This window comes from Anaeromassilibacillus sp. Marseille-P3371, from assembly GCF_900169665.1.
Classification (GTDB): domain Bacteria; phylum Bacillota; class Clostridia; order Oscillospirales; family Acutalibacteraceae; genus Anaeromassilibacillus.
In genome coordinates this window covers 3048446-3066820 of record NZ_LT835157.1, presented here as the reverse complement: position 1 = coordinate 3066820, position 18375 = coordinate 3048446, and the positions used below count along the sequence as shown (strand labels likewise).

Genomic DNA, 18375 nt, shown 5'->3' with positions numbered 1-18375 from the left:
CTGGACGAAACCGTCTATCCGGTAGGCGCGGAGCCGGGCAATTTCACACTGGAGAACAACAGCATCCCCATGACTGCCACAGAGGACGTCATCCTCGGCAGCATCGCCATCACCAAGCATACCGACCAGCCCGCCGTACCAGATCAGGAAGAACCGGCCCCGCAGTCGGAAGCGCTTGCTGAGGAAAGCAATCCCGCAGAGAGCGCCCCGGCTGAAGATGTCCCGGTGGAAGAACCGGCAGAAAGTAATTCCATCGAGGAAGCGCCCGACTCCAGTTCTTCGGAAATCCCTGAATCCACCCCTGTGCCGGAAGATGCGGATGTTTCCTCCAGCCAGCCGGAAGAAAGCTTGGAATCCGAAACCCCGGCAGAGCCTGCCGAGGAACCGTCCTCTGAAAGCAGCCCCGCGCCGGAAAGCGAGCCGGAGCCTGCCCCAAGCGCATCGTCTGTGCCGCAGCTTGTCCCTGCGGTTGCCAGCCTTGCCTCCAAAGCCTCTGTTCTTCCTTTGTCCGCCGCAGCCTCCAGCGATGAGGTGCAGATCGAGCAGCCGGAGGAAGGGGCGGAGTTTCAGGTGTACCTTGCCAGCGCCGGAAGCTATGAAAACGCCAAAGAAAGCGAACGTGACCTGCTGACCACCGATTCCTATGGATTTGCCCAGTCGAAGGACCTTCCGTATGGCCTGTATGTGGTGCATCAGACCAAGGGGGCCGAGGGGCAGAAATTTGCCCCCGACTTCTCCGTGTTCATTTCCGAGCATGGTAAAACCTATTATTTCATCCTCAATAACCCCACCTTTACCTCCCTCATCCGGTTTGAGAAAAAGGATCTGGAAAGTGGGAAAATTATTCCTCTGGCGGGAACCGCTGTCAAAATCCGCAATGCCGATACCGGCGAGTGGGTGGTGCAGCACATCAACTACCCCAGCCCTGTCGATATCGACACCTTCGTGACGGATTCCACAGGCACCCTCATGCTGCCGGAACCGCTTCCGTTTGGAAATTACGAGTTGTATGAACAGCAAAGTCCATGGGGATATGTTCTTGACAAAGAGCCGGTTCCCTTCGTGGTGGACGGTTCACAGGACGTTGTCACGGTTGAGAAATACAATGCCGTGCAGAAAGGAACCATCACCGTTTCCAAAGAGGGCGAAACATTCAGCCATGTGGCGGAAGCAGGCGGGTTGTACCAGCCTCAATACGAGGTGCAGGGCCAGCCGGGCGCTGTTTACGATATCACCGCGCTGGAAGATATCGTCACCCCGGATGGCACCGTCCACCTGAAAGCTGGTGAACTGGCAGCTACCCTCACCACAGGGAGCGATGGGACCGCCACATCGGAACCCTTGTATCTGGGCCGCTACCAGATTTTGGAGCGCACCGCGCCGGATGGCATGGTAATTGATCCAGAACCCAAGGAAATCACCTTGTCCTACGCCGGGCAGGAAGTGGAGATCACCTCCGCCGATGTCGGCTTCTACAACGAGCGCCAGAAGGTGGAAATTTCTCTCCAGAAGCTGTTAGAGCAGGACGAAACCTTTTCCATCGGCATGAACGAGGAATGGAAAAACATTACCTTCGGGCTGTTCGCCGCGGAGGAATTGACTGCCGCCGATGGAACCTCCATCCCGGCAGACGGGCTGCTGGAAACCACCGGCATTGACGAAAACGGCAACGCCATCTTTAAAACCGACGTACCATGCGGGGCTTCCCTGTATGTAAAGGAAATCGGTACAGACGATCACTACATTTTGAGCGATGAGAAATACCCGGTGGCGTTTGAATACGCCGGGCAGGATGTGGCCAAGGTGCAGATTCAGGCCAACGATGGAGAAGCCATTGAAAACACCTTAAAGCGCGGCAAAATATCCGGCTGGAAGGTGGATCAGGATGGCTTTGAACTGGCAGGCGCGAAAATCGGCCTGTTCCGTTTCGACGAAACCGAGTTCACCGAGGAAACTGCACTCATGGTTACCGAGAGCAATGAGATCGGGTACTTTGAATTTGACAAGGTACCGGTTGGAAATTGGCTGGTTCGGGAAATCGCGCCTCCGGCAGCTTTCGTTTTGACGGAAGAAACCTTCCCGGTGGAGATTACCGAGGACGGGCAGACCATCGAAATCCGTATCGAAAACCAGATCATCAAGGGTACCGCCGAAACCACCAAGATCGACGCCGACTTCCCGGAAAACAAGCTGTCCGGGGCTGTCTTTGAGATTTACGCCGATGTGGACAGCAACGGGGAATTCGACGCGGAGATCGACCAGCTGGTGGGCGAAATGGCCGAAAGCGAACCGGGCCTCTATCAGATGAAGGACCTTGTTTATGGAAATTACTTCCTGCATGAAAAGGAAAGCCCGGAATTTTTCCAGCGCGACGAAAATTATTACCCCTTCTCCATTACCGAGAACGAGGCTGTCGTTCGGATTGAAACCGAAGCTGGCGTGGGCTTCCTCAACAAAGCGCAGACCGGCTCCCTGAAGGTGGTAAAGACAGCCGACGATGATAAGATTGAAGGGCGCACCTTCAAAATCAGCGGAACAGACTTCATGGGCAACGCCTACGAACAGGAATTCCAGACCGATGAGAACGGCGAAATCAACGTCGAGCTTCGTGTGGGCGAATACACCGTATCCGAAGTAGCTGGCGAGGACGCCAAAAAGTACATCCTGCCGGATGACCAGACCATAGAAATCAAGGCGGGAGAAACCACAACCGTCAAGATGCATAACAAACTGGTGCCGGAAGTGCCCACTGTACCGCAGACCGGCGACCACCCGTGGATGCCCGCTGTTTTGATTGGCCTTTCCGTGCTGGCGGTTTTGTCTGCTGGCGGGCTTCTTGTCCTGCGCTTGGCAGGCAAAAAGAAAAAGGACACAGGCGATGAGGATCAGGGCGCAGAAGAATGAAAACCTTTTTCAAAGGGTTTTGCATCGGCCTTTTGTCCCTGAGCCTTTTGGGGCTTCTCTGGTTCTTGGTGCTCCAACCGGGGCTGACCAATAGAGAAGCGCAGGATTTGAAAGAAGAATACGCGCAGCCCCTCCCCGGAGAACCCTCCGGGGAGCTACCGGCTGGGAAAGAACAGGCCGCCTCCCTTGTAAACCTCTCCGCCCTGCAAGCCGAATACCCGGATATCAAGGGCTGGATTTCCATCCCCGGCACCTGTGTGGATTACCCTGTTCTGCAGAGCAGCGCCGATGAACCTGAATACTATTTGCGGCGCACCTACAAGGGCGAGCATCGCACTGCTGGGAGTATTTTCTTTCAGTGGGACTGTTCCCCGGAAAGCAAAAACCTTGTAGTCTACGGGCACAACATGAGCGACGGGACCATGTTCGCTGTTCTACAAAAGATGGCGGACGAAGCCTTCCGAAAGGAGCATTCCAAAATCCTCCTGCAGACCAGCGACGGGCTGCGGGAATACCGCATTGCGGCTGTGCTGAAAACCGATATCCAAAAGCTCCCCTTTAACCGCACCGAATTTGCGGACGATGCGGATTTCCTGTCTTTTCAGGAAGAACTCTTCGCGCAGTCGCTTTACAAACCCGAAACCATACCCGGCGCGGACCGCCGCCTGCTGACGCTTGTCACCTGTTCCTATGAGTGGGAGAGCGCCCGCACGGTAGTTGTCGCCGCAGAAGTGAGGTGAGAATCGACCTATGGAACCAAAAGCCATTATTCTGATTGTCTTATGCGCTGTCATTTTGGGCGGCCTCATATTCCTGCATATCCGTAACCGCAGGAAGAAATAACGGAAGCATGAAGCCGGGCGGGGGCCGTAAGGCACCTCGCCCATATATTTTGTTCATACTGGAGGGATTGATTGAAGAAAACCGGATTGTTAGACCTTTTAGCCGAACAGCACCGCACCTTTATCTCCAACCTGCGCCTGCTGCCGGAACTCAAGTGGGCGGCGCTTGGCGATTTGTACCGCCTGCCGGATAAGGAAAAATATCCTTTAAAAGAATGGGAAGAAGCCGTGTCCTACCTGTTGGGCTGCGAGGTGCGCTTTAACAATTACGAAGAAATCGGGAAAAGCCTCAAGCCCTTTTCCCTGCAAGTGAGGTGAGAGAATGAAAATAGTTGTTGCAGCTCCAAACCAGTACGCCAAAACTTTGGAAACGGAAGATGTGGAAAAAGCCATCGCCAAGGTGATTGGCGGGGGGACTTTTGATCTTGCTCCGTTTCCCAAAGATAAGGATGTATCTATCGTGATGGGCACTATGCACCAGCAGCTGAAGCTGGCCCCCAACCGGCTGATTGATAACGTAGAAGAACCGTTCCCTGTGTTTGGCCCCCTTGTACTTTGCCAAAAGCAGGATGGGAAATACACCGGACTGACAGATGAACAGGCGGAAAAGTTTGAAAAGAGATATCATCAGCCTGAACAATGCTACGCCAATCCCATCCTGAAAATCATGGTTTGGGAACCATACGATCCCACAGATACCCCAACAAAGCCTGAACAGAAAGCCCCCAAAAAATCCAGAGGGCAGGAACGATAAAGAAGGAGAATGCCATGAACCAATTCTATACCGCCGAATCTGTTACGGAAGGGCATCCGGATAAGCTGTGCGACCTCATAGCCGACAGTGTATTGGACGAATGCCTTTCTCACGACGCCCTTTCCCGTGTGGCCTGCGAGGTGCTGGCCACCAGAGGGCAGATCATCGTTGCCGGGGAGATCACCAGCCTGTTTGAGCCGCAAATCCCTGCCATCGCCCGTTCTGTTCTTCAAAAGGCAGGGTATGATCCGGCACGATACGCCATCCAGTGCCTCGTCCATAAGCAAAGCCCGGATATCGCCGCAGGGGTGGACTGTTCGTTAGAGCGCAGAAGAAATCCCAGTGAAAATCGCCACTCCCTGCAGCTGGGGGCCGGAGATCAGGGCGTGATGGTGGGCTACGCCTGTTCGGAAACCCCGCAGAGAATGCCTCTGCCGGTGGTTTTGGCCCACCGCCTCACCAGCGCCCTCGCCGCCGCCCGGAAAACCGGGATGATACGGGGCCTGCGCCCGGACGGAAAAGCACAGGTCACTGTGGAATACGGCGAGGATGGAAAACCCCTTCGGCTGGACGCTGTCGTCCTTTCGGCCCAGCACAGCCCGAATAAGCCCACGGACGAACTCTGCTGGGAACTCACCGACAAGGTGCTGGCCCCGGCGCTGCAGGCTTTGCCGCCAGACGAGGATACGAAAATCCTTTTGAACCCTTCCGGGCGGTTTGTGCTGGGCGGCCCGGAAGCCGATACCGGCCTCACCGGGCGAAAGCTCATGGTGGACAGCTACGGCGTGTTCGCTCCCCACGGCGGGGGCGCTTTCTCCGGGAAAGATCCCACCAAGGTGGACCGTTCCGGGGCATACATGGCCCGGTACATCGCCAAAAACCTTGTGGCGGCAGGGCTGTGCGAAAAATGCCAGGTCACGCTGGCCTATGCCATCGGCAAAGCCGAGCCGGTCATGGTGGAGGTGGATACCTTCGGCACCGGCACAGTCTGCGCCGACGATTGTCTGGCGGAAGCGGTGCGCTTTGTGTTCGGCTTAACGCCTGCGGAGATCATCGCCCAGCTTGACCTTTTAACGCCAAGATACACACAGACAGCCGCTTATGGGCATTTCGGCAAGCTGGAATTTCCGTGGGAACGCACCGATCAGGCGAAAATCCTGCGGGCGGCTGTCATTTAAAGGAAGAAAGGAGCAGCCCTATGCCCGGAGTAACGGAAGAACAAATCATCGCCGCCAGACGGATGACCGCCATTGAGTTTTTGCGGCGGTACCGGCCCGGAGAACTGGTCAAAACCGACAGCCGGGGGGAGTTTGAACTCCGGGAACACGACAGCTTCAAGATCAATGAAGAAACCAGCTTCTGGCATTGGAAAAGCCGGGATATAGGCGGCAAATCCGCCCTCGATTATCTCGTTACGGTGGAAGGGGTAAAGTTTGTGGACGCGGTGCTGGCCCTCTGTGAAGAAAACCCCAACTATATCCCGCACCCTTCCCAGCCGGAGCAGGAAAAAGAATTCGCCCTGCCTCCGGCAGCGGCAAACAACCGCAGGGTGTTCGCTTACCTCCTGAAGCGCGGGATCAGCCGCAAGGTCATCGAAGCCTGCGTCCGGGCGGGGATTCTCTATGAGAGCGCGGACTACCACAACGCCGTGTTCGTCGGAAAGGACGAAACCGGCGCTGCCCGGTACGCTTTCCTGCGTGGCACCTATACCAAAGGAAAGCCTTTCAAGGCGGAGGTATCCGGCAGCGAAAAACAATACTGCTTCTGCCTTCCGCCCAAGGGAACAACCAACCGGCTGGCGGTTTATGAAGCAGCCATCGAAACCCTCGCCCATCTGACGCTGGAAGGAACTGCGGATAAGTGGCGGCTGTCCCTTGGCGGGATCAGCGCCCCGAAAGAAGGAGAACGGCCATGTTCTTTTTCCTTCAAAAAGCCGCTTGCGCTGGAATCTTTCCTCAAGCGGCACCCGGAAATTGAAGAAATCGAAATCTGCACAAATAACGACTTCGCCGGACGATGGGCGGCTGAACACTTGGAAAAAGCCTATCAGGGCAAATACCGCATAGTGAAGAACCTGCCGGAAAAAGAGGGCCGCGATTACGCCGACCTGACAAAAGAACGATACGAGAAGCAGGCCGCCCGCCAGAGGGCGGCCTGCTTTCGTTAGAAAGGAGATTGGAACATCGACGAGAAAGAAATCACGCTGAAACTCTATTCCCCGCTGACAGGGGATTTTTACAGAAATGATGTAGATGAATACGGCTGGAACAATGGCGTAACCGATTATTCCACATTGTTCAGCGGCACGGATATGTCCTACTACGAGGACAGCATCCGCCAAGCCGTAGAACAATATGCCGGAAATCTTATGTCTTATTTCTATAACCAGCGCAATCCCGGAATTAAGAAAAAGGTATTGAGCGCCATCCCCTCGGTGGAAATCCGGGGCGGCGAGCTCATGGGTTGCACGACAGTGGTGCTGAAAGAACCGCTTGCCGAGGAAGAAATGGAAGATTTACAAGATTACCTGAAAGGCCAGTTTTCCGATGGCTGGGGCGAGGGCTTCGAGCAGCGGGAAATCCAGACCGGCGACGGTGTGCTGTATGTTCACTTTGCAGAAGAACCCTTTGATTTTACAGTGGAACAGGTGCAGGACACAGAAGCCTCCAAAGAACAGCCGATTTCCAAACGTCCGAAAATGAAGCTGGTGGGACAGGATGGAAATATCTTCGCTATTCTTGGCAGGGCTTCCCAGCTTCTCAGAAGAAACGGGCAGGCGGATCAAGCCAAAGAGATGAGCAGCCGCGTCTACCAATCCGGGGATTATTACAAGGCCCTGAATATCATCAGCGAATATGTGCAAACCGAACTGTCGGAAAAAGCGCCTGTAAAATTTAGAAAGAAAAAGGAACGAGGTGAAGCCAGATGAGTGAGAAAAAATACGAAATCACCAAAATTGCCCATCCGCAATATCCATGGCTGCACCGCATCCGGGCGTTGGGGAATGTTCGAAAAGGCGTCCGCCCCGGCGATCTCGGCGGATTTGTGCAGTCAGAGGAAAACCTGAGCCAGGAGGGACAAAGCTGGATTGCGGACAATGCTGTCGCGGCAGAAGAAGCCCATGTGCATGGGGACGCCATCCTGTGGGATTATTCCTGTGCCCGTGGCTGCGCCTCCATCTCCGGCCCCAGCAGAATTGGTGGAAATGCCATTGTAGAGGACTACGCCATCATTGCTGCCGGTTATGTCCATGGCGACGTCCATATTTCGGGGAACGCCAAACTTTTTGCGAACGCTGTAACCGGCGGTATCCCCACTGTTATGGAGAAAGCTTCTGTTTATGGTGAACTTGGCGGGGAAATTGAAGTCCGTGAACATGCAGTTATCCTCCCCGGTGTTATGATTGACAACCCTACCAGCGATGTGATTCACATCGGGCCGGACTATATTGCTATTGAGCGCAAATTCAAGCGTGAATCATCCCTTCTCACTCCGCCGCCCGATTTCCAACCCAAGCAGCGGAGTGCCATGAAAAAGCACCATCGCGGAGAAGAACGATAACCAAACAACGAAAGGATGATGCCTCTGAACAAAACAAAAGAACTCGCACAAGTCGTAGACGAATCCATTTTGCCGTTGGAACACAGCGGCGGGGATGGCTGGACCATCCTGCACGGGGACACCCTGCAGATCATCCGCGCCTTCAAGCCGCAGGTGTTCGACGCCCTCATCACCGATCCGCCCTACGCTTCGGGCGGCTGGAAGCCCTCGGAGAAAAACCGCACCACCAACCAGAAGTACAGCAGCATGAACCCGAAAAACGCCCTGCCGGATTTTGACGGGGATAACAGGGACCAGAGAAGCTGGACGAGATGGATGGCGGAATGGCTTTCTGACGCACGGAAAGCCTGCAGGCCGGGAGCGCCCGTCTGCCTGTTCATCGACTGGCGGCAGTACCCCTCCATCACCGACGCTTTACAGTGGGCCGGATGGATCTGGCGGGGCTGCGTGGTATGGGACAAGATGACCAGCCGCCCGCAGAAAGGCCGGTTCCGCCAGCAAAGCGAATATGTGGTGTGGGGCAGCAACGGCCCCATGCCGGTGAACCGCCCTGTGGGATGCCTTCCAGGGGTATTCCGCTATGCCAATCCGCAGAACCGCACCCATGTCACCGAGAAGCCCCTGCCGCTTATGCGTGACCTTGTGAAAATCTGCGTACCGGGCGGGCGCATCCTCGATCCCTTCTGCGGGACGGGAACCACCGTCCTTGCCGCCAAGCTGGAAGGATATGAAGCTGTGGGCATTGAGGTTACCGACGCCTACTACAAACTGGGTTCTGACCGGGTGCGCTTTGCCTTGGAAGCCCATACCGAAGCGGAAGAAAACGCCGAATAACCCTGTGGTTGTCCACATGGATGACCAACAGGAAACCAAACGGCGGGCTGGACGTCCACATGGACAACCAGCCTGCCGCCATTTTATCAGATATATATAAGGAAAGGAAACTCATTATGGAAAAAGCATTTGCCTACATTTGCGCGGCTTCCGACGCCGCGCCCCGCCTATTAAAACGCTACTGCCGCAAGGTTTATGAGCTGGGATACGTCCCCATCTGCCCAAAACTGAGTGAAGCGCAGTACCTCCAGCCGGATAACGCCGACGAAAAGAGGGATTTCCACAGCATCGCCCATCAGAAGCTGGGCCGATGCCGTATGCTGGTAGTGTGCGGGAATGAAATCAGCCACAGTATGTCCGCTGAAATTGGAGCCGCTGAAAAGCGCAATCTCATCTGCACTACGCTCGACGGCCTTGCCAAGATCAAGGAAGCGGATGAGAACGGCAGCCTCTGATTCCGACGTGGTATTTTCCCAGCTGGTGACTGGTTTTGCAAGCATAGCGTTTGGATATCCAAACGCATCTTGGGGAGCGCCCCAAACCCCCGCTGAACCGCACCGGCTGATTTTGTTCAAGAAATGAGAGGTGAAGATACTGAGAGAAAAGCAATACGCCGCGTTCGCGGCAAATGCCAAAACGCTGGACAGCCTGCGCCGGAACGAGGTAAGCTACGTCCCCGGCGTTTTTGAGGTGGCGAAGGTCATCATCCTGAGCAAAGAGGATTTTGAAAAGCTCTCGGAGGACGTTTCCCCGGAATACCCCTTCCTCAAGGATAATCGGGAACTCATGAGCGCTGATCCGGGCGGCCTGTTCCGCTGCCTCATGGTGCTGGGTGAGGGCGAAACGGAAAATATGCTGATTGCCCAAAGGCACGATACCCTGTACCTTGGCTATGGCAGGGATTACCGCAGCGTTGATCTGCAGGGGGTGCCGGTAGAACGTATCGCCTTGGAAGAACCGAAAGCCTATCAGGAGCACGCTGTATTCTATCACCGGCCCAGCCATATCAACGACCTCAATGGGCAGAACCCACTGCGGCCTGTGCCGGAGCGGCAAACCTGTTTTCAGGTGGAACAGGTAGTTGTTCTTTCCGACGAGCAGTTCCGGCAGTTTCAGGAAACCGGCCTCAAGGATGACCAGATTTTCCTGTTCTATTACAGCGATAAAATGTGGTTTGATCCGGGCAGCCTTTGCTGGCACTGCGTACTGGTCAAGGGTGAAAACAGCAGGGATGGCATTCTTGTGGATGCGGAAGGGTATTCCTACGCCCGGTATGCGGCATTCACACCGGATTGCGACAGGCTGCGCCTGCGGGACGTCCCCGTCCATTACGAATACCCTGCCAGAGCGCCGGAGCAGAAAAAAATCCGCAAAAGGAAAGAGCCGGAGCGTTAAAAGGAGCCTCACCATGAGAAAACGAAACCACATCATCCCTCTTCACCTGAACAAAAAGGAACTGGCCCATCTGGAAGCGCAGGTGAAAACAAGCGGCCTGCCCCGTGAGGAATTCCTCCGCACCCTCATCATGGGGGCCGAACTGCGGGCGAAACCCTGTGAGCATCACGCCGATTTGCTCCACAAGGTAGCTGGACTCTGCAACAACGCCAACCAGCTTGCCAAGGTCGCCAATACCTACGGCGAAGCCCGCCGGCAGGATATCGAGGAAATGACGAAACTTGCCCGTCAGGTTTGGGAAGAAGTAAAGGAGAATTGGTAGCCTATCGCATATACCAGCATTATCCCCGTCCACCGCCTCGATAACGCCATCGACTATACCCTCGACGAGAAGAAATGTTCCCGCAGGGAAAATGAGGAATCGCTGGAGGGGGAAATCGATAAGGCGCTCAACAAAGACAAAACCGAGCAGGATCTGTTCCAGTCCGCCCTCGGCTGCACCTGTGAAACAGCCTTCGAGGATATGTGCCGCATCAAGGAAATGTGGCACAAGGAAGAAGGGGTGCAGGGATTCCATCTGGTGCAAAGCTTCGCCGCCGGGGAGGTTTCCCCGGAACTGGCCCATCAGATCGGGCTGGAATTTGCGGACCGGCTGCTCGGCGGGAACTTTCAGGCGGTGGTCAGCACCCATCTCAATACCAAATGCATTCACAACCACATTGTCTGGAACTCCGTGTCCATGAAAAACGGCAGGAAATACCGCAGCAATGAAAGAACCTATGTCACCGAGGTGCGGCAGATTTCCGACGAACTGTGCAGAAAGCATGGCCTCTCCATTATCCATACGGAGAAATCAGAACGGGTGGCCCGCCCCTATGCCCAGTGGCTGGCCGAGCAAAACGGAGCGCCCACATGGAAAACGCCCATCCAGCAGGACCTCAATGCGGCGACTGCCGCTTCCCTCACATGGAAGCAGTTCCTGCGCGCTTTAGAGCAGAAGGGCTATGCCTTCCGGTTTGATAGGAAATACCCCACGCTGATCCTGCCGGGCAACGGGCGCACCGTGCGGTTTAAGACCTTGGGCAAGCAGTACACCCCGGAGGCCCTCCAGCGCCGCATCCTTTACCCCAAGCCTCCCCGCCGGGCTGGGAAAGAACAGCCGCCAGCCAACCGCTTCCTTCTCCTTCTTGGGGAAACACAGCCCCGCAGGCTTTCCGGCCTGCGGGCGCTCTACTTTTCTTACCTGTACAAGATGGGGGCGCTGCCCAAGAAGCCCCGTTACCCAAGCTATGCTGTGCGGGAGGATATCCGCAGGCTGGATCAGCGGATCGAGCAAGCGGAATTCATCTTCAAAAACCACATAGAGGACCGGGGCCAGCTTGCCGCCCTCCGGCAGAAAGCGGAAGATGAAATCGCTGTCCTCATAAAGCAGCGCCAGAAGCTCTATCGCTATGAACCGGGCTCTCCGCAGATCGGCGTCCTCACAGAGCAGCTCAAAAAGCTGCGGCATACCGCCAAGCTGTGCCGGAATATCGAAACTCATTCCATTGAGATGGAACAGCGCCTGCAGGCGGCACAGATGGAAGAACAACGGCGGCGGGAACAACGGGAAAAAGAAGAACAGCAAAAGGAAGCTCGAAATCAAGAAAAACAAAGGAGATGATCATTTGAACCAACGGCCTACAAGGGAACAGGTTGAATTCCTGCGTCGGCAGTACCCTGCCGGAACCCGCATCACCCTGCACTCCATGGACGATCCGCATGCCCCGCCGCCCGGTACCAAGGGTACCGTTGCCTATGTGGACGATATGGGTACGATTGGAATTGAGTGGGACAACGGTTCCGCCCTGTCCCTGATTCCCGGCGAGGATTCCTTCTCTAAGGAAGCCGCGCCGGAAAAAAACAAGCACAAACGCTCCCGTGACTTGGAGCGATGAAAGGAAGCGAAGTAACTGAACTACGGAAGCGATCCAGCCGACCAGATCGTCCGGTTTACCCTTGAGGGCACGGAAATGGCCCTCAAGCTGTCGGGCGCGGCGGCAAAAAACTTTGCGCTGTTTGTCTATGCCGTACTGAAGGACCAGAAGAAAACCCACGGCAAGACAAGGCTTGTGCGGATGCTCAGGGAACAGCGCCCGTTCAAATTCTTTAACGTCCCCACGGAAAACATGAAGGAATTCGCCACAGAAGCCAAAACCCACGGTCTTTTGTATGTTCCCATTCGGAACAAGCAAAAGGCGGACCGCATTGAAGTGGTGGTGTTCGCGGACGACGCCTCCAAGGTCCAGCGCATTTTCGACAACCTCGGCCTCGACGCGGTTAAGGCGCAGGCTGGCGAAGCCACCATCGCAAACGTACAGGAGAAGGAAAAACAGGCTCCCGCAGCCCCGGCCCCCGGCAAGACGAAAACCGTCAAAACCGAACAGGGCGAAGTGGAATTTGAAGTGGGCGGCTTTGAGGACGATTTCAATATCGCCCCGCCCCAGCAGGACGCCGCCGAAAATTTTACTTCTGGCCGGGAGAAGGAAGCCGGGGAACCGGCGGAAAGGAATCCGTCCGCGCCTTCCTCGCCCAGCAAAAGCTCTTCGCCCAACTCAATAAACCCTAAAGAGCCGGAGCATAAGCCCTCGGTAAAACAGCAGCTGCAGGAAATCCGGCAGGAGCAGGCAGAGAAAAAGGCGTCCAAATCCAAACAGCAGGAGCGCCAGCATCCCACCCCCGGCCATGCCAAACAGAAGAAAAAGAAAAAACAGAAAGGAAGGTAATGCCCTATCGACTTATCCAGTTTAATCGGAAAGAAGCAGGAGCCGCAGCCCCAGCAGCCGGAACAGCAGTACACCAAGGAAGAATACGCCGCCATGAAGCAGGCCGAGCGTGAGGAAGCCTGGTCGAGAGTCAACGCGCAGGCCGAGTTAGTGTTCAGGGATGGCGAATCCATGAAAGGCTTTCTCAATTTCATGGCGGGATGTACGCCTCAAAGCACTCGAAACCTTCTCATCCTTTACGAACAGAACCACGAAATCACCCACCCCCGCACCTTCGATAAATGGAAGGAAGCCGGACGCTCCATCCGTTCCGGCGAGAAAGGATACACCTTCTTTGCCGAACAGGAATACACCAAAGAGGACGGTACCATAGGGAACGGCTATACCATTGCCAAAGCCTACGACATTTCCCAAACCAGAGGCCCCCAGCCTCTGCCCCCGCAGAAGCATCTGCCGGAGGAAATCATCGCCGCCATGGTAGAAAACAGCCCTGTTCCGCTTGCCATTTCCGACCAGCTTCCCCAAGGGGTGCAGGCGCAGTATGTGCCGAAACAGCATACCATTTTTGTCCGCAACGGGATGGACGAAACCGCCACCATCTGCGCCATCGCCCGTGAGCAGGCCCATGCCAGCTTCGATGCGGTGGGCAGCGGCTATTACCGTCAGGCGTATGCGGCCCAAGCCTACTGCGCGGCCTATGTAGCGGCGCAGAAATTCGGGCTTGACACCTCGGTGTTTCAGTTTGATAAGGTGTGTCACAGCTGCGCCCAGCTGACGCCGGAAGAAAAGCGCGGCTTTATAGGCGACGTCAAACGGGCGGCCTATTCCATCAACCGGGATATCCAGCGCAGTTTCCGGGATTTGGAGCAGGCCATCCAGCCGGATGATTTCTCCGTCGCAGCGCCCAAGCCCGCCAAGGCTTCCAAAGCCAAGGCGGAGAAAGAGCCGGAACGATGAGAAAGCGTACCGCCGAGAGTTTTCCGTTTGTTTTCTTTTGTCCGGTAGCTTTCCGCCAGCCGTTGTGGTATGGTGGTTGTGAAAAAAGAGAAAGGAAGGGATCTCCATGACAAAGCAGCGGCTGGTAAAAATGACCGGCGGGGACCAAAACATACTGGTCAAGGCGCTTCGCAGCGCGCAGGAATCGGTTGGGCCGGAACTGTCCGGCAGGCTGCAGGCCCTTATTGACAAAGCCCTCGCCGCGCCAAAGCGCAGGCTGTACCTGAGCGATGAGGAATACCAGTACGCCGCGCTGTCCCTAAACGGGATGCGGAACGACTATCTGGCGGCGGAACGAAGCTGCGGCGGGATTGACCGCCTCCTCATCAAACTGATGCAGGCAAAATACAGGTGTGCGCCTGCCCGATAAATATATCTGATACCCCCGGAACCTGCGGGAATGTTTTCCCGTGGGCTCCGGGGGATTTTTTTGTTTTCACGGAAAGGAAGGATGATCGAGAAAACCACAAAATACGTTGTTTCTTTATCAGGCGGCAAGGATTCCACCGCCCTATTACTGCGGCTGCTGGAAGAAAAAATGCCGGTGGACGATATCCTGTTCAGCGACACCGGGCTGGAGTTTCCGCAGATGTATGAGCATCTGGAGAAGCTGGAGCAATACACCGGCAAAGCAATCATCCGGCTGAAGCCGCCGCACAGCTTTGAAACCTTTTTCTATGAGTATTCGCCAAAGAGGAAAAATCCGGCGCTGAATGGCTGCAGGGGCCTCAGTTGGCCCGGCCCACAGGCAAGGTGGTGTACCGGGCGGCTGAAGCACCGGGTTATGGACGCCTACATGCGGGAACTGCGGCGGGAATACACCGTCGTTCATTATGTCGGCATCGCCGCCGATGAAGCCCATCGCATCCGGGAATTTCAATACCCTCTCGTCGGTTGGGGGATGACCGAAGCCGACTGCCTGAAATACTGCAGGGAGCGCGGTTTTGATTGGGGCGGCCTTTACGATATTTTCAGCCGGGTATCCTGCTGGTGCTGCCCATTGCAGCCCCTTGGTGAACTGCGGAAGCTGCGCGCTCATTTTCCCGACCTATGGCAAAAACTCCTGTATATGGATTCCCATACTTGGCGGCAATTCCGGGCCGACTACTCAGCACAGCAGTTGGAATGGCGCTTCGATTTTGAACAGCAGCGCCAAGAGAAGGGGCAGTCCATCCGAAGCCGGGAGTTTTACCGGCTGCTGAAGGAACACCTTCAGGAGAAAGAAAGGGCGGGTGTCTCTTCGACGGAATAACGGCAAGAAAAAATCCATGGTGGGTGTGGCTTCTGCCTCTGCCCATCGTCTGGTGGCTGGCCCTTTTGACAGCCGGAAGCTGGAGCGAAGGGATGAACCTCGTGGATCTGCTGGGGAAGCTCTCAGCCGCCATGAACCATCCCTTTTCTGTTCATTGGACGGGATATTCCGCCCGGTGCCTGCTGTTTTTCACTCTTGCGTATGGAATCGCTGTCCTTGTGATCGTTTCCAGCCGGAAGAATACCCGCAGGGGCGTGGAGCATGGCTCCGCCAAGTGGGGCGATGTGTTCCAGATCGCCAAGAAATACCGGGATAAGAAGAATCCCAAACAAAACCTCATCTTAACCCAGCATTTCCAGATGGGGATGGACGGCCACAAGCACAAGCGCAATACCAACGTGCTGGTCATCGGCGGCTCCGGCGCTGGAAAAAGCCGTTCCTATGCCATTCCCAACGCTTTGAACTGCGGGAACTGTTCGCTGGTCATCTGCGATCCAAAATCCGAAATCCTGCGGAAAACAGGCGGGGCCTTAAAAGAGAACGGCTACGAGGTGCGGGTGTTTGACCTGTTAAATCCAGACGCTTCCTTCTGTTACAACCCTCTTGCCTATGTGCGGGACGATAAGGACGTGCTGCGCCTGATTGAAACCCTCATCCAATCCACCACCCCGCCCGGAGCGCAGAGCGCCGATCCCTTCTGGCAGAAATCCGAAACCGCGCTTCTGCAGGCGCTGGTTTTGTACCTCATGCACGAAGCGCCGCCGGAAGAACAGAACTTCGCCATGGTCATGGAAATGCTGGCGGCAGCGGAAGTGCGGGAGGAAGATGAAGAATACGAGTCCCCCTTGGATATCCTGTTTGCCCGTTTGGAAATGCGGAACCCGGAGAGCATCGCCGTGAAGCAATACCATGTCTTTAAGATGGGGGCCGGAAAAACACTCAAGAGCATCCTGATCAGCGTAGGGGTGCGGCTGTCCGCTTTCAACCTGCCGCAGATCGCAAGGCTGACCTATACCGACGATCTCCATCTGGAGGAAATGGGCGAGAAAAAGGTGGCCCTGTTCTGCTGCATTCCAGACAGCGATAAATCCCTCAACTATCTGGTAGGCATGATTTACGGGCAGCTGATCCAAACCCTGTACTTTGTGGCGGACCGGAAATACAAGGGCAGGCTGCCGGTGCCGGTCCATCTGCTGATTGACGAGGCCCCCAATATCGCCCTGCCCACGGATAACTTCCTGCCATGGCTCTCCACCATGCGAAGCCGCAACATCTTCTGCAGCTATATCGCGCAGAATATGGCGCAGATCAAGGCGCTGTTCAAGGAGCAGTGGGAATCGCTGGTGGGCCTGTGCGATGAGTTCCTGTATTTAGGCGGCAACGAAAAGGAAACCCACAAATACGTTTCCGAGCTCATGGGCAAGGAAACACTGGATACGAACACCTATGGCCGGAGCCGGGGGCGAAGCGGCAGCTTCAGCGTGAACGACCAGCAGACGGGCCGGGAACTGCTTACTCCTGACGAAGTCCGAATGCTGGACAACCGCAAGGCGATTTTGTTTGTCCGTGGGGAACGCCCCATGATGGACGATAAGTACGACCTGATGCGCCACCCCAATATCCGGCTGACCGAAGATGGCGGCGCCGCGCCCTATGATTACACGCAGGCAAAGGACGCCGCAGACGATCTCGATTATTCTCCGGAGCAGTACGACGATTTTGAACTGCTGGAGCCGGAGGATTTTCTAAAACCATAACAATACACTTTGAACTGGAGGAATGCTTCTGAAGAAAACCCTGAATCGCTTTGTTTTGAAGAAAAATCCCAAGAAGAACAAAAAGCCCGCAAACGCTTTGCCCCTCGGCAGAAAGGGGCGGCTCGGCTTTTCCGTCTACGCAGCCACGGTGCTGTGCTTCTGCTGCCTTTCCATCCCGGCCTTCGCCGCCAGCGATCCGCTGGGCGTGGTGAACAACCTGTCCGACTTCATTTTTTCCCTGATCCGCGCCATCGGCCTCATCCTTTTGGGCTGGGGCGTGGTGCAGGTGGGCCTCTCCTTCCAGTCCCACGATCCTTCCCAGCGATCCCAAGGATTTCTGACGCTGGCGGGCGGCCTCGTGATTACCTTTGCCAAGGAAATCCTCGACCTCATCACCGCCTGATTTTCTGTATTCCAGTCAGGGGAGCGCCCACTGCAGGGCGCTCCCACATTTTTCAGATAGGAGGTGACCAGCCGGAAACTGGATTATCGATAACTTGAATTCGGCGCTGGAAACATGGAACGACAAGCTGGCGGAAATCTGGACGCTGCTTACCCAAGATCCCGCAACCTTTAAAGGCGGCGGGATCTGGCAGGTCATGCTGGACATCAACGGGGCCCTGAAAGCCATTGGGTACGGCCTGCTGGTTTTGTTTTTCGCAGTCGGCGTTGTCAAAACCTGTTCGAGCCTTGCCGACCTGAAGCGCCCGGAAGCGGCGTTTAAAATGTTCATCCGTTTTGTGCTGGCAAAGGCGGCTGTGGGATACGGCCTCGACCTCATGCTGGCTGTTTTCAAAATCATTCAGGGGATGGTTTCCACCATCATCACCCAATCCGGCCTGTCGGGAAGCAGCGGCACCACGCTTCCGCAGGAAATCATCGACAAGATCAACAACGTGGGCTTTTGGGACAGCATCCCCCTGTGGGCGGTAACCCTGCTGGGCGGCCTTTTCATCACAGTGCTGTCCTTCATCATGATCCTGACAGTGTATAGCCGCCTGTTTAAACTCTACATGTACACGGCTATCGCGCCCATCCCCATGTCCAGCTTTGCCGGGGAACCCACCAGCAGCGTGGGAAAGAACTTCCTGCGCTCCTATGCCGGGGTGTGCCTTGAAGGGGCCATCATCGCGCTGGCCTGCATTATCTTCTCGGTTATGGCCGCCAGCCCGCCTGCGGTTGATCCCAACGTTTCAGCCGTTACCGCCGTGTGGAGCTACGTGGGCGAACTGATTTTCAACCTGCTTGTTTTAGTTGGAGCCGTGCGGATGAGCGACAGGATCGTCAAGGAATTATTGGGGCTGTAGGCCCAAAA

The 18375-nt window shown here is 55.7% G+C and carries 21 protein-coding genes; all 21 read left to right on the top strand.

Translation table 11 applies throughout. The annotated features are described in order from the left end of the window. Positions 1–2904 (top strand): SpaA isopeptide-forming pilin-related protein (locus tag B9Y59_RS12910; protein ID WP_085533944.1); only part of this gene is annotated, 2904 nt, incomplete at its 5' end. Next, positions 2901–3644 (top strand): class B sortase, encoded by a 744-nt coding sequence (locus tag B9Y59_RS12905; protein ID WP_085533942.1) that lies wholly within the window; start codon positions 2901–2903, stop codon positions 3642–3644. The genes B9Y59_RS12910 and B9Y59_RS12905, both read left to right, overlap by 4 nt. 174 nt (positions 3645–3818) lie before the next feature. Further along, positions 3819–4064: a hypothetical protein gene (locus B9Y59_RS12900; protein ID WP_085533940.1), complete on the top strand. Its 246-nt coding sequence runs from the start codon at positions 3819–3821 to the stop codon at positions 4062–4064. A 4-nt stretch (positions 4065–4068) separates the two neighbouring features. Further along, positions 4069–4500 (top strand): DUF3846 domain-containing protein, encoded by a 432-nt coding sequence (locus B9Y59_RS12895; RefSeq protein WP_085533938.1) that lies wholly within the window; start codon positions 4069–4071, stop codon positions 4498–4500. A 14-nt stretch (positions 4501–4514) separates the two neighbouring features. After that, positions 4515–5678, top strand: a complete 1164-nt coding sequence (metK, locus tag B9Y59_RS12890; RefSeq protein ID WP_085533936.1) for a methionine adenosyltransferase — start codon at positions 4515–4517, stop codon at positions 5676–5678. A 20-nt stretch (positions 5679–5698) separates the two neighbouring features. Continuing rightward, positions 5699–6667, top strand: a complete 969-nt coding sequence (locus B9Y59_RS12885) for a DUF3991 domain-containing protein (protein ID WP_085533934.1) — start codon at positions 5699–5701, stop codon at positions 6665–6667. A 144-nt stretch (positions 6668–6811) separates the two neighbouring features. Beyond that, complete coding sequence (locus B9Y59_RS12880) at positions 6812–7429, top strand: hypothetical protein (RefSeq protein WP_242967317.1); 618 nt, start codon at positions 6812–6814, stop codon at positions 7427–7429. Continuing rightward, positions 7426–8061 carry a hypothetical protein gene (locus tag B9Y59_RS12875; RefSeq protein WP_085533930.1) on the top strand — a complete coding sequence of 212 codons (636 nt, stop codon included), beginning with the start codon at positions 7426–7428 and terminating at the stop codon, positions 8059–8061. Before B9Y59_RS12880 ends, B9Y59_RS12875 begins: the two co-directional genes overlap by 4 nt. 15 nt (positions 8062–8076) lie before the next feature. Continuing rightward, positions 8077–8895, top strand: a complete 819-nt coding sequence (locus tag B9Y59_RS12870) for a DNA-methyltransferase (RefSeq protein ID WP_085533927.1) — start codon at positions 8077–8079, stop codon at positions 8893–8895. A 116-nt stretch (positions 8896–9011) separates the two neighbouring features. Continuing rightward, on the top strand, positions 9012–9350 hold the full coding sequence (locus B9Y59_RS12865) for a DUF7768 domain-containing protein (protein WP_085534643.1): 339 nt from the start codon (positions 9012–9014) through the stop codon (positions 9348–9350). Between the two features lie 130 nt (positions 9351–9480). Then, positions 9481–10290: a DUF6329 domain-containing protein gene (locus tag B9Y59_RS12860; RefSeq protein ID WP_242967316.1), complete on the top strand. Its 810-nt coding sequence runs from the start codon at positions 9481–9483 to the stop codon at positions 10288–10290. A 13-nt stretch (positions 10291–10303) separates the two neighbouring features. Next, positions 10304–10612 carry a plasmid mobilization protein gene (locus B9Y59_RS12855; RefSeq protein ID WP_085533925.1) on the top strand — a complete coding sequence of 103 codons (309 nt, stop codon included), beginning with the start codon at positions 10304–10306 and terminating at the stop codon, positions 10610–10612. A gap of 3 nt (positions 10613–10615) precedes the next feature. Beyond that, positions 10616–11953, top strand: coding sequence for a relaxase/mobilization nuclease domain-containing protein (locus tag B9Y59_RS12850; RefSeq protein WP_085533923.1), 1338 nt, complete (start codon positions 10616–10618; stop codon positions 11951–11953). Between the two features lie 4 nt (positions 11954–11957). Continuing rightward, on the top strand, positions 11958–12227 hold the full coding sequence (locus B9Y59_RS12845) for a DUF4314 domain-containing protein (protein WP_085533921.1): 270 nt from the start codon (positions 11958–11960) through the stop codon (positions 12225–12227). Positions 12228–12302: 75 nt separating this feature from the next. Continuing rightward, positions 12303–13055, top strand: coding sequence for a PcfB family protein (locus B9Y59_RS12840; RefSeq protein WP_085533918.1), 753 nt, complete (start codon positions 12303–12305; stop codon positions 13053–13055). Positions 13056–13148: 93 nt separating this feature from the next. Next, on the top strand, positions 13149–14012 hold the full coding sequence (locus B9Y59_RS12835; RefSeq protein WP_242967315.1) for an ArdC family protein: 864 nt from the start codon (positions 13149–13151) through the stop codon (positions 14010–14012). A gap of 106 nt (positions 14013–14118) precedes the next feature. Continuing rightward, on the top strand, positions 14119–14421 hold the full coding sequence (locus tag B9Y59_RS12830; RefSeq protein WP_085533914.1) for a hypothetical protein: 303 nt from the start codon (positions 14119–14121) through the stop codon (positions 14419–14421). 81 nt (positions 14422–14502) lie between these two features. Next, complete coding sequence (locus B9Y59_RS12825) at positions 14503–15303, top strand: phosphoadenosine phosphosulfate reductase domain-containing protein (protein WP_242967314.1); 801 nt, start codon at positions 14503–14505, stop codon at positions 15301–15303. Positions 15304–15395: 92 nt separating this feature from the next. Further along, positions 15396–17060 carry a VirD4-like conjugal transfer protein, CD1115 family gene (locus tag B9Y59_RS12820; RefSeq protein ID WP_242967386.1) on the top strand — a complete coding sequence of 555 codons (1665 nt, stop codon included), beginning with the start codon at positions 15396–15398 and terminating at the stop codon, positions 17058–17060. 22 nt (positions 17061–17082) lie between these two features. Continuing rightward, entirely contained in the window at positions 17083–17463 is a 381-nt protein-coding gene (locus B9Y59_RS12815; RefSeq protein WP_085533908.1) for a glutamyl-tRNA amidotransferase, read from the top strand. A gap of 85 nt (positions 17464–17548) precedes the next feature. Further along, positions 17549–18367 (top strand): VirB6/TrbL-like conjugal transfer protein, CD1112 family, encoded by an 819-nt coding sequence (locus tag B9Y59_RS12810; protein WP_085533906.1) that lies wholly within the window; start codon positions 17549–17551, stop codon positions 18365–18367. Positions 18368–18375: the final 8 nt, after the last annotated feature.

Excerpts from the sequence above, each read along its gene's own strand:
- B9Y59_RS12905 (WP_085533942.1), top strand. The coding sequence starts at position 2,901 with ATGAAAACCTTTTTCAAAGGGTTTTGCATCGGCCTTTTGTCCCTGAGC.
- B9Y59_RS12895 (WP_085533938.1), top strand. The coding sequence starts at position 4,069 with ATGAAAATAGTTGTTGCAGCTCCAAACCAGTACGCCAAAACTTTGGAA.
- metK (WP_085533936.1), top strand. The coding sequence starts at position 4,515 with ATGAACCAATTCTATACCGCCGAATCTGTTACGGAAGGGCATCCGGAT.
- B9Y59_RS12885 (WP_085533934.1), top strand. The coding sequence starts at position 5,699 with ATGCCCGGAGTAACGGAAGAACAAATCATCGCCGCCAGACGGATGACC.
- B9Y59_RS12880 (WP_242967317.1), top strand. The coding sequence starts at position 6,812 with ATGTCCTACTACGAGGACAGCATCCGCCAAGCCGTAGAACAATATGCC.
- B9Y59_RS12875 (WP_085533930.1), top strand. The coding sequence starts at position 7,426 with ATGAGTGAGAAAAAATACGAAATCACCAAAATTGCCCATCCGCAATAT.
- B9Y59_RS12870 (WP_085533927.1), top strand. The coding sequence starts at position 8,077 with ATGATGCCTCTGAACAAAACAAAAGAACTCGCACAAGTCGTAGACGAA.
- B9Y59_RS12865 (WP_085534643.1), top strand. The coding sequence starts at position 9,012 with ATGGAAAAAGCATTTGCCTACATTTGCGCGGCTTCCGACGCCGCGCCC.
- B9Y59_RS12855 (WP_085533925.1), top strand. The coding sequence starts at position 10,304 with ATGAGAAAACGAAACCACATCATCCCTCTTCACCTGAACAAAAAGGAA.
- B9Y59_RS12840 (WP_085533918.1), top strand. The coding sequence starts at position 12,303 with ATGGCCCTCAAGCTGTCGGGCGCGGCGGCAAAAAACTTTGCGCTGTTT.
- B9Y59_RS12835 (WP_242967315.1), top strand. The coding sequence starts at position 13,149 with ATGAAGCAGGCCGAGCGTGAGGAAGCCTGGTCGAGAGTCAACGCGCAG.
- B9Y59_RS12830 (WP_085533914.1), top strand. The coding sequence starts at position 14,119 with ATGACAAAGCAGCGGCTGGTAAAAATGACCGGCGGGGACCAAAACATA.
- B9Y59_RS12825 (WP_242967314.1), top strand. The coding sequence starts at position 14,503 with ATGATCGAGAAAACCACAAAATACGTTGTTTCTTTATCAGGCGGCAAG.
- B9Y59_RS12820 (WP_242967386.1), top strand. The coding sequence starts at position 15,396 with ATGAACCTCGTGGATCTGCTGGGGAAGCTCTCAGCCGCCATGAACCAT.
- B9Y59_RS12815 (WP_085533908.1), top strand. The coding sequence starts at position 17,083 with ATGCTTCTGAAGAAAACCCTGAATCGCTTTGTTTTGAAGAAAAATCCC.